This is a genomic window from Streptomyces sp. NPDC094143 (genome assembly GCF_040303825.1).
Lineage (GTDB): Bacteria > Actinomycetota > Actinomycetes > Streptomycetales > Streptomycetaceae > Streptomyces.
This window is the reverse complement of sequence record NZ_JBEOTZ010000019.1, coordinates 98,288-116,129: the sequence shown is the minus strand read 5'-3', so window position 1 is coordinate 116,129 and position 17,842 is coordinate 98,288. Positions and strand designations below refer to the sequence as shown.

The 17,842-nt window shown below is 70.2% G+C and carries 1 protein-coding gene (only partly in view); it reads left to right on the top strand.

Annotated elements, in window-relative coordinates; all coding sequences use genetic code 11:
• Positions 1-17,842, top strand: partial view of a lonely Cys domain-containing protein gene (locus ABTZ58_RS23910; protein WP_351360171.1) — the 3' portion only. The gene continues 16,466 nt to the left of window position 1, outside the view; 17,842 of the gene's 34,308 nt are visible here — the last part of the coding sequence; its start codon lies beyond the left edge, outside the window; the stop codon is at positions 17,840-17,842.

Genomic DNA, 17,842 nt, shown 5'->3' with positions numbered 1-17,842 from the left:
GCGGCGCCCTCTCGCCCGGCTGACCGCCACCGAGGAGTTCGGCCCCGTCGAACACGTGCTGGACTGGGCCGCCGCGCAGCTCGGGGTGGTTCCCGGCAGCGACGCCTACCGGCAGCTGGCGGCGTTCTTCTCCTCCGGCAACTTCCACCGCATCTCCCGCGCCCTGGCGGCCGGCCGGGTGACGACGCCGCCGCTGTACGCGGACGACGACCACCGGATCCCCCTAGGTGTCTTCGAGGTGCGCGTGGTCCCGCGCGCGGCCCTGCTGCTGGACACGCACACACCGGGCCGGACGAAGGTGGAGGGTTCCTCCGGCGTGGTCTCCGGCGTCACGACGACCGGTGGCCGGACGCACTCCATCACCCTGACGGGCGCTCTGGGGCCGGGGTACCGCTGGCTGAACCTTGGCCAGGGCTCCTTCCATCTGCGGCTGCTGGCCGGTCTGAGCGCATCGATCGGTTACCACCAGGGCCGGTCGAGAACCGGCCAGGGCTCGGGCGGGCGGAACGTCGGGGCCAAGTCGGGGAAGCAGCCGACCGCGCTGTACCTGGTCGCCCAGAGCGTCCAGGTGCGCAGGATCGGTCACGGCGACGGTCACCCCCGCCAGGACGGACAACTGCATCCGGTGGCCGAGTTCGCCACCTGGAGCCTGGACCGCATCCCCCGTTCCGAGGCGCGTCGCCTCGCCGGGTGGGACGACGGCAGCGGGCTGCGGGGGCTCACCGGGGCGCCGGAACCCTTCGCCCCGGCCTACCTGACCCCCGACCACCCGCCGACGCTCGGTGGCAGCCGACCGGTCGAATTCCTCTTCGGCGATGGCTCCGCGGGCCGCGGCACCGGCGACGGCGAACGCACCTGGCTGGAGCACCTGGCCGACCGGCTGCTCACAGACGCGGCCGAGCAGTACCCCGATCTCGTGGCCCCGTTGGACCAGCTGTACCCGGACAACCCCCGGTGGCGCGACGACGACCACTTCGAGCTGGTCCTCGGCAACACCCTCGCCGTCCTCGCCGCCGTCACCCCGGACCGCCTGGTCGCCGATCTGGAGACCATGCTCAACACCGGCATCCGCGTCGACCTGCGGTACAAGGGCCGCCTGACCACAGGCTGGCGCCACCTGTGGCTCCGGGCCGCCCTGACCGGCCGGCGCTACGCAGGCGCCGACCACTTCCTGCTCCGGAGCCGCCGCTCCGGCACCGAGCAGAGCGATGTCCGGCAGACGGCCGGCCACACCAGCCGGGCGGGTGCCGAGGGCACACTGTCCTTCCAGGACCCGCACACCGACAGCCTCGGCACGTCGTACCGCACCACCGGCGTCTTCCTCGGCGGCGAGGCAGGCTTCCGTCAGGACCAGGGCATCGGCCATGCGCGCTCGGCCGGGCAGGAGTCGATGACCGAGAGCACGTCGTTCGCACACCTGTTCACATACGATCTCACCATCACGGCCACCCGCGGTGGCTACCGACGGCCGCGCGCGTTGTTCCGGGGCCTGCTGACCGCAGGAGTGCTGGGCACCGGGCCGTTCGTGTTCACCGACGACCCCGAGCCTTTGGCCGTCGACCCTGCCGACGGCTCGCCCCGTCCCCTGGCGACGGGCCGGGTGACGCTCAGCGTGCCCCCCGAGCACCTTCCCGCCACCGATCCCCACGCCCCCGGCGCGGACAACCCCTACCGCAACCTCCCCCAGACCGTCACATCCGTGCCGCTGTCCAGACGAGAGAGCCGCGACCTCGTCCTCGGCGGCTCCGACTCCGTCCTCAGCGGTGCCGGCACGGCCCTGCAGCCCTTCGGCGGCCACCCCTTCAGCACCATCGACGTGGTGACCGTGCCGGCCCTGACCGACGCGGTCGAGCAGGTCCTGGACGAGGCATCCCATGGTTCCTGGCAGCTCACCAGGCCGGGGGCGGCCGCGCACGACGCCGCCCTGCGCCCCTTCCAGTCGCAGTACCTGGTCGGCAACGCCGACCAGAGCTCCGCGCCGTCCGGCTGGCGGCTGACCGGGCTGTGGGCCGTGGGGCCCTACCTGAGCCGTCGTGGCGACCTGACCCACCAGATGCGCGTGACCGGCCTGCACGTCCTGGCCGGGCCCCTCGAAGGCGACGCCTCGGAGATGCTTTCCGCGAGCAGCGCCGTCTCGGGCCGGACCACCCGGGGCTTCAGTGTGCTCTTCGGCGGGCGCCTAAGCCTGTTCCAGGCCCACCACATGGGGACAGGAACGGACACCAACGGCTTCTACGCCCTGGCCTTCGTGCCCTGGACCTTCAGCCAGGACCGCAGTGTGACGGTGGTCCGCTCCGCCGGTACGGAGATCAACCGCAAGGACAGCGGCCGTCACGTGCTGGTCGCCGGGGACACCGTGCACAGCATCGCCGCCGTGTCGAGCCGGCTCGGCCTGGGGGTGCTGGACTCGCGCTGGGCACCGCGCTCCCTCGCCGACGCGGCAGGGCGCCGCGTCCACGTCCCCGGCGGATGGCTGGCCGAACTTGGCGAGAAGAGCGCCGTGGAACTCGGGCTCATCGTCGACGGCCTCGGCGGCGTCCCCCACTACCGAGCGCACGACTACACCCTGCCGCCCTGGCTGGCCGCCCAGCCCTTCGGGGACTTCCCGGTCAACTCGCTGGACACCACCGAAGCGCTGAGGAAGTTCGACGCGGTCCTACGGCGTCTGCGCGTCGAGGAGGCCGACCGTGCGGATATCCGCGCACTGCTCTCCACCCGGGTCGTCCGCGCGCTGCGTCAGGAGATGGCCGGACGGCATTCGTCCCTGCCCGCCGTGGCGCACCGGGGAAGCCGGGCGCGCCAGGAGGGTGACGGCTCTCCCCCACCCCTTACCCGTCTTCTGGGCTGGGTCACCGACGTGCTGGTCGTCAACGGCCGGCAGGTCCGGGTGCGGGCGGAACTGATCGGCGGGACAACCGAGTTCCAGGGACTCGGGCACGGCGTGGAGCTGGAGGAGAAGCTGACGGCCACGGAGACCGTCACCGAGACCTTCAGCCGCTCCCGCGGGGCGGAGATCGGATTCATCCACACCCACTACGCGCACACCGGCGACCCCGCGGCCCCGTTGGCCGGTCCCACTTACACCGAGACCGGCACCCGGAAGAAGACGGTCACGGCGAACCGCCCGGTCACGGTCACCACGTCCCACACGATCACCACCTTGGAACCGCACGGCGAGTTCACCACCCGCTACCGGCTGCGCCTGACCCTGGAGTTCTTCGAGGGCCCCGGCCGCCGGGGCCGCCCTGCCCGCCGCCCGCGGATCACCGTCGAGGGCGACGCGGGCACCCTGCGCAGCGACATCCCGCTCAGTCTGCTGGCACCGCAGGCACAGTCACCCACTCCGCGGGACGCCGAAGCCGACGAGTCACTCCCCACGGCTCCCCGGCTGCCGGAGAGCACACCCCCGCGCCCCCTCGCGGAAGGCTCTTTGCGGAGCGTCGCCGACTGGCTCACCGTACGGCGGCCGGACGGCACGTACGGGCCGTTCACCCTCCCCGGCGAGGGCTTCACCGTCCGCAAGGTCATCGATCCGGAGCAGGTGCACGCCGCGGCCGTGCTGGCGCTGGCGCTGTCCTACGGGAAGTCGTTCGACCCCGAGGGCGCCGACCGCCTGGACCAGGCACAAGACACCGGACTGACCCGGCCGGGCGGCACCCCGGCGCAGATTCTGGAAGCCGCGACCAGCAACACGGCCCTGAGCGCCTACTTCGGCCACGCGTCGACCGTCACCGGCTACCCGGTGCCGGGGCTCGGCGACAAGGGCGCGGAGGGTGACCTGGTCCTGCACAGCAAGCCGCACCTGGACCAAGCGCTGTTGCTGACCGTCATCCCGAAGGCGAGCCAGACTAGCAGCGTCTGGCCGCCCACCAGTCGGCGCGGTGACCAGTACGAGACGCACGCCGCCGAGGAGGGCGCCGGCACCGGCGGCACCGGCGGAGCCGTCGCCATGACCGGGGCGGGCCAGAACAGCACCGTCATCCCCACGGCCACCGTGCCGGGACCGAACGGCACGGAGTCCAACGCCCTCACGGCCTCGGCCGGTGGACAGTTGAAGACCACCCGGAAAACGGCGCCGGGACGGTCCTTCGTCTTCGCCGTGCCGACGTCCTGGCTGGCCACCGCCCGCACGCGGGACGCGAGCGGAGACGGCGAAGCACACGGCAGCAGACCGCTCGGCCCGTTCGGGTCCCTCCGCACCGGTCCACGGTTCTTCGAGACCACCACGACGACGCTGGTGACGGTCCGTGAGGACGTCGCCCGTTCCCTCGGTCTGATCGACGACACCGTCTTCCCCGAGCCGGTGGCCCGCGCCTGGGACGCGGTGAAGGACGCGGCCGAGGCGTGGGAGAAGGCGGACACCGCCTACTGGGACCTGCGCCGCCGAGAAGGTACGGCCACTTTCACCGCCCTGACCGCCGCGGAGGAGGCACTCGCACACGCCGGGACGGACCCGGCGGCGACCGACGCCGAACGCGACGCCGCTCGGACCGCCCTGGACCTCGCACGCGGGGACCGGGAACGGCTGCGCACCGAACTGGCGGCGCTGCGGGAGGAGGCGGAGCAGGCCGCCGCGGAACTGCACCGCGTGCGCGCCGCCGCCGACCGGCTGACCCACCTGCACCAGCAGACGGCCGTCACGCCCGAGCCCACGGTGACGGCCGATCCGCCCGCGCCGACCGTCACCCCCCGCCCCGAGCCGTCCCGGTACACCGTCACCACGACACCGGCCGGACGTACGGAACTCGTCTCCCCGCAGAACGTCCGCTACACCCTGCAGGACGTACCGCGCGACGGTGACTGCTTCTTCCACTCGCTGGCCGAAGGGCTGCACCGTGCGAACCCGGACCTGCTCGACCAGCCCCTGCTGGACACCACCGACCGCGCATCCCTGATCAGCTCCCTGCGAGCCCTGCTGGCCGCACACCTGGCCCACCAGGACAACGAGGACCTGCACCAGGTCCTGGCCCTGGACGAGGGGGACACCTTCACCGCGCAGGACCTGGCGCGGGCGGCGGTGCACCTGCCTGAAGGCAGCCCGGAGCGCCGCGAGTTCGACGCGATCGGCACGCTGCCGGGAAGCGTGGCCCTCGCCGCCGGCAGCCGGCTCGCGCTGGCGGTGGCGCAGATCCTGCGGCCCGGCAACGCTCCGGACGCCACCGGATGGGACCACAGCGCGGCCGACCTGCTCCCCGCCCTGGCGGCCCGCGCCTTCGGGATCCGTCTCACCGTCGTCACCGCCGACGGCATCCACCAGGATTTCGCCCCGCCCCACGCGGAGGGCGACTTCCCCCACGTCCTCCTGCACCTGGCCCAGCGCCACTACCAGCTCGCCCTGACCGAGGAGCAGGCGCAGACTTCGCCGGCGCCCGGCCTGCCCGCTCCCGCGACGGCCACACCGGCGGTGCCGCGGGATCTGCCCCCGCTCCCCGCGCACCGCACCCTTCCCTGGGCGGAACCGTCCGGAACAGCCGCACCGGACCCGGCGGGGCGGCGCTATGACGCCTCCACCGACCACACGACCCTGACCGGCCCCGACGGGCGGGTCTACGACCTCATCACCCCGGCCGGCGACGGCAACCGCTTCCACGCCGCTCTGTCGGAGGCCCTGCGCCAGCGGTCAGCACCACTCGACGGCCGGCCCGGCCCGCGGCGGACGCGGCACACCGCGTCCGGCATCGCCGGCCGGGTCGCCGCCGCACCTCTGCCGGACACGGCCCGCCTGGATCCCGCGGCCCTCTTCCGGCCGGAGGAACTCGACGACGGCGAACTGGGTCTGGACCGGGCACGCGGCGAGGAACTGCGGCGCGAGGTCGCCCGCTTGGGAGGACGCCTGCCCGCCTGGGTGAGCGAGGAGCGCGCCCGGGAGGAGGCTCTGCTGCGGAGGCAGCTCCGGTCCGCCCGCCACTGGGACGGCGCCACCGCCCGGCTCGCGGCCGAACTCGCTGCCCGTACTCTGCGCGTGCCGTTGACGCTGGTACAGGAGGACGGCACCAGCGTCACCTTCGGCTCCGGTCCGGCCGCCGACAGGGTCGTTCTCTACGAGCGCGGCGGCGAATTCCTCACCGCCGTCCCGCGGCCCATGCCGCCGGTGCGGCCCGAGCAATGGCGTCCACGACGGCTGCAGGCCACGGCGTCGCCCCTGTGGACCGAGAGGTACGTGCCGGCCCGGGACCCGCTGGGCGAGGGAAGCGGTCCGGGTCTGCTGGCCGGCGACGACGTCGTCGTCCGCGCGCTGGTCCGCCGCATCCAGGCCGACGACGGCCGCTGGGTGCGCAATCCCGCCCTGCTTCTGCCGGTGCGGTTCGGCGAGGGCTTCAGCGAGGAGGACCTGACGACGCACCAGGACCGCCTGCGTGGCCTGCTGAAGACCTATGTCAACGGCGGGAACACGCTGCCGGACTCCGGCGACCACCTCCATGTGGACCTGTCACTGGTGCACGTGCCCGACCATCCCGAGGCCATCGAACTGAGCAGGGTGGCCGACCCCACCCGGTTCGACCAGTTCCACTTCCAGTTCCATGGCGAGGACTCCTCGGCCGACGCCGAGGAACGCGCGCGGCGGCGACGCCGGGACGACGCCCGGGCACTGCACGAACTGCTCCACTACCTCGGTGTGCGGGACCGGTACCACGACGCGTCCTCGCTGTTCGCTCCGCCCGACGACGGACCGGGTGAAACCGGCGTCATGCACTCCTCGGACGACTTGCCTGACGGCCAGCTGCCCGAGGGCTACCTGCGGGACATCGAGGAGGTTCTCGACTCCGGTCCGGCGGTGCGCGACCACGCCCTGACCGCACCGCCCGCCGAGGACACCGTCACCGACGACAGTGAGCTGCTGCCTCCCCACGACGTCCGGCCGGCGCACGCCCCGGCCCGGGCCCTGCTGACGGTTGTCACCGCGGGCGTGGCCGAGCAGGACGTCGAACGAGTGTCGTCCTTGCTGCGGCCCGGGTTCACCCTGACCGTCGACGGGGCGTACCTCACCGCTCCTGACCTGCTGTACCGCATATTCCAGCGGATCGGCGGACGGGTCCCACCCGGCTGGATGCTGCAGAACGGCAAGGACGACGTCTTCGCCGCGGGTCACACCCACCGGCTGGTGATCTTCCGCAGGGAAGGGCGTGCGCTGAGCAGCCTCGAGTTCTCCCTGCGGATCGAGTCCGCGCCCGGACCCGAGGACTCCGCGCCAGCGACTCCGCAGGTGTTCGCGGCAGGCACCCCGGCGAAGAACGCGGAGATCCTGCGCTTCGCCGCGGAGTTCGGCGCCATGATGTGGCATCTGGGACTTCCGGCCGTCCTTACCGGCGGCGCCATGGCGAGCCTCGTGTACGACAGCCCGCGCCCCATCACTCGCCTCGACTTCGCGGTCGGCACCGCCGACGAGGTCCTGCCGCTGCAACTGATCAACCAGGCCGTCTCGGCAGGCATCACCGGTGTGACGGGGGACTGGCTGAAGCCGGTCTCGCCGACCGGCAGGACCGCAACCGGACTGGTGGGCGGCACGGTCATCACTCTGACGCCCGCCGCTGCCTCCCTCCACGGCGAGCCCGCCCACAAGAACGGCACCCTCGTACCCGCGCACGACAAGGCCCTGGTGGAGGCCGGGACCGCCCTCGCTCTCAGCCCGCCGGACCAGCTCCACGAAAATCTGTTCGACCTGCTGTATGTCCTCGGATACTGGCCGGCCGAGAACCTGCGGACGTTCGAGGCCCTGATGGAACTCCGCGACACCGTCTTCGCGCAACGAGGTGGGACCGGCGAGCAGCGGGCAGCCCTGCAACAGCAACTCATCGAACTGCTCAACACCACGCCGCCCGGGCAGTTCGAAAGCCTGTGGCGTGCCTTCGGAGCCAGCTCCGAGGACATCGAGGTCCTGCGCAAGAACTTCGACGAACTGCTCGGTGTCCACCATCTTGGCGCCGGCCATTACCACGACTTGATCATCACGCTCGGCGCCTTTACCGGTGACTCCTTCGGCCTGTCGACCGCCCTGCTGCTCAACCCCGCCCTGCACACCCTGGTGGTGTACGACGGCACGGTGATCCCCGACAAGATCAGCGACTTCCTCAAGGACAGCGTCACCGCCCCTGCGCGCAACCGGTACCAGGAGCAACTGCGTGCACTGGGTGATGACGTCACGCCTGCGCAGGAACGGGCACTGCGGGAGCAACGCGACGCCGAGATGAGCGCACAGCTCCAGCGTGTCCACGTGCTCCGGACGGCCGCACCCCTGCGGCTGTACGGCAAGGTCAAGAGCAACACCTCCCTGCACAACGAAGACCTCACGGCCGACCCGCCGCTTCCCGCAGAACTCCTCGACGTCCGGTTCCAGAAGCCGGTCACCTATGGAACCAGGCTGGTCGCCTCGCTGTGGGACCCCGAGCAGACCCCGGCGCTCGTCAAGACCGCCTGGGGCCTGGGCGAGGACCAGGACGCCGACGAGCGAATCGGCGGCTTCCTGACCGCACGAGGCATATCCGGCAGCGGTCCGTTCCTTGTCCTGTGGTCACGTTTCGAGGGCAAGACGAAGGGCAAGAGCCACCCCCAGCACGACATCGGCGTCAAGGGACTGCGCCAGATCATCGGCCAGGTACCCGACGGCACCACTGTGCTCGTCGTCGGTGACAAGATCCCCGGCGGGTTCTCGAAACTGTCCACCGGCCCCGGGAAGGTGCACGACCTCACCGAGTTCTGGGAGAGCCCCGAGTGGCGCTCCGCCTTCCCGGACTCGAACCGCACCACCCAGCTGCGCCTGTTCGACCTCCTCCGGAACACCTCGGGCGGCCGTCTCAAGCACCTCGGCTTCCGCAGCGGCAACCTGGATGCCTACGCGCTGATAGGTCATCAGGTCCGCTACCTGGAGGAGTCGGGCAACCTCCAGGCCAAGCGCATGGAGGCGTGGCACAAGACCGTCGGCTACGAGCGGATCACCGTCAACAAGGTTCCCACCCTGACCGGGCAGTGGGTGGTCGCCATGGCCGCCTGGCGCGGATTCGAGCCTAAGGTTCACTGGCTGAAGGCGCCGTCCGAACAGCGGGCGAAGGGCTTGAAGCAGGCGGCGCTCGCCGAACTGAACCTCACACCCGCCCAACGTGGATTCGACCCCGCGGACATACTGGCCATCCGCGCGTACCTGGAGTCCGACACCGGGCCGCACGGCTCCGGCACGGCGCCCTCGGGCACCCTCGTACGGTGGACCGGACCGGGCACGGTGGAGTTCGCCGGTGCCACCCTCACCCTCCAGGAACCGGGGGTCCAGGGTGACGGCCTCGTCGAGGCCCTGGTGCTGTCCGCACGTGCCGCCGCCCCGCCGCAGGGATACTCCGGTGACCCCGCGGCGGCGGCCGCTGTCAACGGTGACCTGCCGCCGGCGCGCGCCGCCGACGTGCTGTACGCCTGGGCCGCCGAGCGCGCCGACGAGGACACCGCCCCCGGGGAGGAACCCCTGCTGTCGCCGGGCGAGGTGGTGACAGCGGACGAGTTGCGGACCCTGGGTGTCGGCCAAGCGACGCTGGCACTGGCCACGATGATGGGCGGTCTCATGCGTGCCTCGGACGCCGGACTGAGCCGCTCCCAGCAGTTCCACCTGCTGGCCATGCGCCCGGGACCGGCCCGTTCCGCCGCGCTCGGAGGGACGGTGGCCGTCATGGCGGCCCGGGCCTTGGGAATCAGGCTGGCTCTGGCTGACCCCCAGGGCTCCGGCGACGTCACGTGGACCGGCTCCGCGTCCGGCACACCGGTCCTGGTGACACGCGCAGGAAACCGCCACCTGGCCGCTGTCTCCGCGCCCGCGCCAGGCACGGCTTCCGGCACCGACGACTCCACCACCGCCGATACCGGTTCTACCCTGCGGCCTTCGGACCGCAGCCGTCGTACGGGCGGCCCGGTTGCCCCGCGGGCCCCGCTGAGCGCGCGAGCGGACGCCGCTTTCCCCGGCGGAGTAGCGGAACGCGACCGTGTGACAGGTCTGGCAGGCGAGCTGATGGACGCCCTCAGCGCGTACGAGCAGACGGGAACACCGGACTTCGACACCGTCTACGAGGCAGTGCGACGACAGGCACTCCGCCCGGACTTCCTCCTGCTCTTCCCCGACCTGGACCAGAGGCTGCGTACCGTCCTCGGCCCGGACCGTTACGGCCGGCTGGCGGCCCTCATCACGAACGGGGCGGGTGACGCAGGAGAACTTCCGGACGCTGTCGTCGCGGATGACGGCTGGACGGTGGCCACCACGGAGGGCCGGGTGGCGGTGCTGCGACTACTGCTGGGTGAGGGCGCTGCGGGCGACCCGCGGTTCGTCCGGACAGAGCAGCTGCTCGCGGAGCGTCACGCGGGGCGGGACCAGACGGACGCTGTCGACTTCCTGCAGCGCTTCCAGGACTTGGTGGGCGCGGACCTGGGCACTGTGCTGCAGCACGCGGTCGACAACGGACTGGACCGGGATCTTGCTCTGGCTGTCGTGGCCGGCCTGGGACTCCAGGCGGCGTTCGGGATGACAGCTGACGACGGTGACGTGATGCATCTCGACACCGATGATTCCAGCCCGTCCGGCGATCACGAGGCGATGCACCTCGACAGCGACGACTCGTCGGTGGCGGCTGCGTCGGCGCGGGCACAGTCATCGGAACGAGATTATGCGGCGCTGTTTGCCAAGGCACAGGAGATCGTCGAAGAAACCAGGCGGCGCATCCGGTATGGAGCTCCCAACCAGCTCATGCACCGGGCCGCCCACGGCCGGGGCATGGTGGACATGGCCAAGCTGCTGCGCCACTACGAGTACTTCCATCCGACCATGGACCCTCGAGTGCGGATCGGGCAGCGGGCGGCCGCCTCGCAGGCGTTGAAGGTGGGCAACTGCCTCGAGAACGCCTCGATGGCGTGGTGCCTGGCCAACATGACGTCATGGCCGGAGGGAGTGCGCATCTGGATGGTGCCGATGGGGCTCAACCGGAACGAGGACCCGAACAACCCGATTGCTCCGTTCGTCGATCACGTCGTCGTCGCCATCGGCTATCCGGACGATCCGGAGAACATCGCCATCGTGGACACCTGGCAGATCGGCTTCGAAGCCTGCCGCGCGGTCGACTTCAACTTCCCCTTCCTGGTCAGGGCCAAAGATGGCGACGGCTGGCTGATCACTCCCAGGGCGAACATGACCAAGCCCGACGGGATCGACTACATCGAACTCGGCAGACAGCACCTGGACATGGACATGTTCATCAACCGGATGGACACGACCGGCGAGGAGGAGGACCCCGCACAGCTCGTCCCGGACGGCAGATACCTGTGGAACCAGCAGTGGATCCGCCCCGAGGACCGCATGGGTGACCCCTCGGCGCCGGTGTCGGCGCAGGTGAAGCTGTCGGCCGGTCGGCCGGCGTCGGACGGGGCGCGGGCGGCGGTCCTGCGGTCGGCATTCGGAGCCGACGTGGTCGACCGGTCCGACTTCCCCGAGTTGCTGCGGCGGGTGGCCGTCCTGGATGAAGCCCGGTTGCGGGACCCATACTTGGCGGGGCAGCCGCTGTCCCTGGAGGCGCTGGCGCAGCGAGCCGGTGTCGACGGCCCGGAACGGCTTGTGCAGCTGGTGGGTGACGCACACCGGTTCGAGCTTCCGGCACCGCACGACACGTACCCGGGGGACATGGACCTCGACGGCTCCCCGGACGGTGACACCGGCACGGCGTCGGAGTCTGCGGTGGGTGAGGGCCGTCCGGACTGGAGCGGGTTGGCGTCAGCGCGGCCGGCGGGTGCTCCGGCCTGGGTGCGGCGCACAATGCCGGACGAGTTCTGGACCGCTCGCGCGAAGGAGCCGGCGGTGTGGGTGGGGCACCGCTGGGCGGACCCGGTATCGAATCTCCCCTTCGTGGTCGAGGGCGGGTTCCGGTGGCGGCGGGTCCGGGTGGGGGACCGGTCGTACCTGGACCTGACGGTCCGCGTGGACCTGGACGGCTACCCGGAGCAGGACCGGGCCGCCGTGCTGGAGCGGGTGTGGACGGCCGCGCAGCGGTTCTACAACGATGGCGGACTAGCGTTTCCCGAAGGGGCGGTGGAGGGGGACCGGCTGCATGTGACGCTCGAGGTGGCCGGTGCGGGACAGGACGCGGACTGGCAGCCGTCCTGGCGCGAGGGGGACTCCAAGACCCACCACACGCTGCCGCCGGACGCGGAACCGGTGGACTGGGCGCATGAGCTGGGTCATCAGCTGGGCTTGCCAGACGAGTCGTGGGACCTGCAGGCCCGGCACCGCCCGGACGTTCTGGGCAGTCTGATGGGCGAATACAACATGCGCTCCACGGTGGACGTGGAGGTACTGCCCCCGCAGGAGCGGAGGTGGTATCGGCACCAGGGCCTGCGCCGCAGACATCTGAGCCGGATCGCCCGCATCATCGGCGACATCACCAGCCCGCCTGTCGCCGACCGGTCACCGACTGGCACGGGCGCCTCCTCCACGGGCACTACTGCGGGCGAGACCAGCACCGCGCTGCGCCCCGCGGAGCCGGACCCCATCGCCGGGGAAACCGGGGACGGCGAGGGCCAGGCACCGGCACAGAACGGGGACGGGACGGCATCGCCTCACCGAGAGAAGTCCCTCCTCGCCGGGCTGGCGTCGCCCCGTGATACTGCCGGTGATCCCGCCGCGTCGCCGGACTTGGCCCGGAGTCTCAGGACACCCGATGGTCCGAGCCCGCAGCTCCCGGCCGAGGTGGAGGGCGCACAAGCGACTCCTGAAGCGCCTGCGCAGACGGTGCCGGCGCCCCCCGAGGTCGGAAGCCGTTTGCCAGGCGGTAACGGTCCCTTCGAGCTCGCCTCCGCCCGGGCTCCCCGAATGCGACTTGACCGCACGCCGCGGTTCGTCGTGCGATCCGTCTTCGAGGCCCGTCGATTGCTGTACCGGGGTGAGCCTGTCACTGACCTGACAGTCAGGGTCGCCTTCCGGGACGACCGCCCGGCCGACCATACGGACGCCGTCTGGTCAAAGGTGACCAGCGGAGTCGAGGAGTTCCTCAACGGGCCGCGGTACCGTCTTCCCAACGGCGACCGGCTGCACGTCACCGTGGTGCGCGTGGAACCAGGCGAGGAACCCCATCTGACGGTCGATCTCATCGATCGCGACAAGAGCATGGCCCAGGGGTCGTGGTGGTTGGACGCGGATCCCGTCGACTACGCGCACGAGCTGGCCCATCAAATCGGTCTGCGAGACGAGTACGGTGACCCGAACCTTCCGCACCGCCCTGTCATCGAGGGGAGCTTGGCTGGCGACTACCGTGCCCCGGCGCCCGAGGGCATGCGTCAGGGCGGTCTGCGCGACCGCCATGTGCATCTGATTGGCGCTGTCGTCGGTGAGCTGGACCTCGACGACCCAGGGCTCCCGCCCGACGCCACATGGGAACAGGCACGGAGCACCGCGACGGGGCACCACCGCAGCCACGTGTGGGTGGATCCCGTCTCCGATCCGCTGCGCCGGGGCGGAGGCAACGGTCCGGGGCCGGAGGAGCAGTCGGCGGTGTCCCCGCGTATGTACCAGCCGCACGCGAACACAGCGGTGGGTGACCCGGCGTCGGCTGCGGAGGAGTTCGCCGGTGGGGCCGCGGGCGCAGGGGGGCGGGAATCGGAGAAGTGGCGGATCTCGCGTATCGCCCTGGAGGCTCTCGGCCCGGACTTCGTCCTGGGAGGGAGCTTGGCCCTGCATGCCCATGGGGTGACCGATCGACCGGCGGGGGACATCGACATCTACACTCCGCTCGGCAATGATCCTGTCGCCGCTCGCAGCCGGGCCGCCGCAGCACTGACCGAGGCCGGCTACCAGGTCGACACGGTTGGCACCACTTCCGTCCACGAGATGAGGGTTTACCGGCCCGGGCAGACGGACAAGGCGGTCTCCTTCGAGATCACCACCATGGATCTGAGACATCCGCCAGTGATGGTCGACGGTGTACGGATCATGTCTGTTCAGGACTGCGTCTACAACAAGGCGGACGCCGCCGGCAAACGCGCGAACGTCAAGGATTTCGTTGACCTCAGTGGCCTGATCTCCGTCCGCGGGGTGTCTTTCGTCCGCTCGTGGCTCACGGTGAACGACGACCCGCTCCACCGGGAATACGTCCTTGCCGGACTGAAGAAGGTCGAGAAGGTTCCCGATGCGAGCTTCGCTGCCTTCGGTGTGGACGGAGTCCGGGTCCGGCAGAACATCCAGTATCTGATCTCTGGTCCCGAGCCGTCGGACGGGACGGGGAAGCGGGACGTTCTCGCCCATACGGAGGTGGTCTTCTCCGAGGGGTCCACCGAGGTCGATCCGGTCGCGGAAGAGAAGTTGAGCGCCTTTGCCGAGCAGGTGGTGCGGCAACTGAGGCGGGAGGACCCGGACCGGTTGCAGGTCGACATCGAGGCCGGCGGCCACGGCCAGGTGGCCCTGCGCGCGGTGCTCGGCAGCGTGCCGCGGGCACCGAGGTTGTCCAGTTGGGCGAACCGGGTCGCTGATGCGCGTGCGGACCGTACCGGTGCCAAGCGGGCTGACGAGGTCAGAGCCAAACTGGTGCACCGCCTGGCCCAGCGGCTGATCGCCGCTCAGACGGATCCGGACCAGGCTCGCCTGCTGGCCGAGAAGCTGGTCCGACCCGGCCAGAGCGTGGGTCTCCAGCTGCCGCGGACGGCCAGTGTGGATCTGACCAAGCCCGGCATGGACAACCGTCTGCATCTGCGGGGCCATGACGGCCGGACTATCGATCTCAACGATGTCGCGGGGATGCGTTCGTTCATCGAGATCTGGGTGGCCGCAGGCAAGCATGCCCCTGTCCGCTTGCTGCTGCATCGCTTGCAGGCCACCGGACACGTCCAGACGTACCACCAGATGGATCAGTACTACCGTCAGTTGGCGTCACCGGCGGTCGCCCACCATGCCCCGCTGCCGAAGAAGATCCACATGTACTGGGGTGGCAAGCAGCCCTCCGCGGAGGCCTTGGCCAACATCGACGCCTGGGTGGCCAAGGCCCGCGCCCAGGGCTGGGACCTTCATCTGTGGACTAACGCCAGCTTCGAGGGCTGGTCCGAGCGGATCCGCGATCACTTGGCGCGGAACCTGACCGTGCATACGGAAAGCGGCAAGCTGGTCGCGAAACAGGGCGGAGCGGCTGCGGAGACGGCGTACCAGCAGCTCAACGCCGCTGGCGCTCACAACATGGTCTCCGACCTGGTCCGCTACGCCATTTTCAGCGAGCCGACGGAAGGGGGCGGGATCTATGTCGATGCGGATATCGACCCCGGTGGTGTGGATCTCGGGGAACTGGAGGGAATCACCATGCACCGTGAGGACCTTCCGGTCTTCGCGCCCCGGCTGCGCGACATGACCTCGGTCGACGACGCGTTGCGCGACGCCGGCCAAGAGGGGATCCAAGATCCAGGCGAGCGGATCTCCCGAGCGGCCGAGTACATGTACGGGCGGGGCTTGCTCGGCAACCATGTCATCATCGCCCCGGCCGGATCCGTGTTTGCCCAACGCGCGCTGGACGGGGTCCCGCTGCGCTACCGGAACTTCGTGACCAGCTTCAGGAACTCGTACGGTCCCGACGCCGATACCGCATTCCCCGAGCAATTCCGCATGATGCTCAAGGCGTCGGCCGGAAACATCTCCGGGCCGGGTCTGCTGCAGGAGAATCATTACCTGCCCAAAAACACCCCTGATCTGATCTCTGCCTATGCCCAGAACTCTTTCGGGGTCGTATCCCTGGATCAGACCGGCACACCGCAGCCCAGCTTGAAACAGAACGAAACGACTGTCCTGTTCGACCCGCGGCTCACCAATTGGATCAGCAGGCTGCGTCTGGTCACCCCGGAAAGCGAGCACACGCTCGACAGGCCCGCACAGGGCACCTCGGACGAAGTCGCCCCGCGCGCTCCCGCAGCCCCTCCGGCGAACGCCCGCAGCCAGGACAAGCCCCACACGCCCTTGGCGCACGAGGTGGCTCCCAGGCCGCAGCGGCAAGGGCTCACGGGTGAGAGCGACACCGACGGTTCCCGGACAGCCGAGTGGGATCGCGTGGCCGCCCTGCTCAGCACCGTGCGACGGGCGGACGACCGTCTGGAAACAAGCCCCGTACGTGACGACGCCGTCCGGTTGACCGGTCCTCGTACGGCGCGCTTCAACGGAGCCGACCTCGCGCTGGCCGAGCCGGAGGCACAGGGCACGCAGGGCGCCCGTATGGTGGACGCCCTGCTCCTGGCCGCTCGCACCGCCGCGCGAACCCGTGAACTGACGAGCCCACCGGACCTGGCGACCGCTTCGACGAGCGGTTCCTCGTCTGCCGACGCGGTGTATCTCTGGGCGGAGCGGCAAGCGGTGGACCGCGGAGTCCTCACGGACGAACCTCTCCTCGGCCCCGACGAGACGGTGTCCGCGGCAGAACTCGAGGCGGTCGGCGCCGAGCGGGCGACCGTGGTGCAGGCCGTGCTCGGCGGGGGCCGCCTCATGGCATCCAAGGCACAGCTCAGCCCTGCTCAGCAGTTCCGCGTGCTATTCCGGCGGGCCTGGGACGCCCGTGCCGAAGGCGTCGAACTCATGGTGGCCGGGCTCGTTGCCGACGCGCTCGGCGTTCAGGTGACCCTGGCGGATACCGAACGGCCTGACGGCGCGGTCGTGCACTTCGGGGCGGCCACCGGTGTTCCGGTGCTGCTGGTCCGCAGCGGGTCCGGCCACCTGGCCGCCGTCACCAGCGGTGAGGCGTCCGCATCCGATGGCGACCACCGGACCGGCGGACGGGGCGGCGCGGGCGAGCGCACCGATGCCACGCAGCGTTCTTCCTCGCGGGACTCCAAGGTGTCATCCGGCTCCGACCGTTCGGATGCGCATCCGATGGACGAGGCGGACGAGAAGTTCCGGAAGGACAGAAGCGAACTCTGGCGGCGCATCAACGCCATCAAGCCACTGGCTCAGCTGCCCGACTTCAGGGCCGGAGTCACGGAATGGCTGGAGAGCGTCAGGCACGACGTGGCCCAGGCCGTGGGCAAGCAGCAGGACCGGGCGCCGGTCAATCACGAGGCCGTCCGCAAGATCATGGCCGGGCTGCACGACGAGAGTGTGCTCGGCCATCAGATCAATTACATGTGGTACAAGCAGCAGCAGGACAAGCCGGGATTCTTCGACCAGAGCCTGAAGAACCGTGCGGAGGAGTCGGCGAAGCACGGTCACGTCTGGTCGAAGATGGGGGCGGCCGAGGCCATCGACGAGGCCAGCATGGCCTACGGAGTGGTACTGGAATCGTCCATTCAGGGCTACCTCTTCAACAACTTGGTCTTCGGGCTCCCCGGCTGGAACGACTCCCCCACGATGGGCGCACTCTGGGAGCAGCTCTCGGAGACGTATGCGGAAGGCCTGAAGGGGTGGGTCACCGCCCATCTCCTGGACGGAGTCAACGGCACCAGCGTGCTGACGAGGGTCGAGTGGCCCAACCTCAGGAAGAAGATCGAGCAGGGTGAGGTCGATGGTCTGAACATCATCGTCTACCGAGCGGAGCCCGATACGGACGGCGGACCGAACAAGCTGCTGCCGATCGACGTCTTCGCCGTGCGGACGCAAGAGGAATTCGACCGTCTCCCCAAGGCCCCCACCGACGATGTCTGGAGGAAGAAGCAGAGTGAGGTCGACGCCGAACAGAAGGTGGCGCTCGGCGAGGTGTATGAGCGCCAGGCGGAACTGATCCGGCTGGACAGGTACGTAAACGACCTCTTCGAGCGGAACGGTGGTGAGAGCAGCATCCGGTTCACCGAGATGAAGACTCCGTTCACCACCCCCGCGAGCACGTTCTATCCCTTGCCGAACACCTTCACCTTCTACAAGAAATCGTGGTGA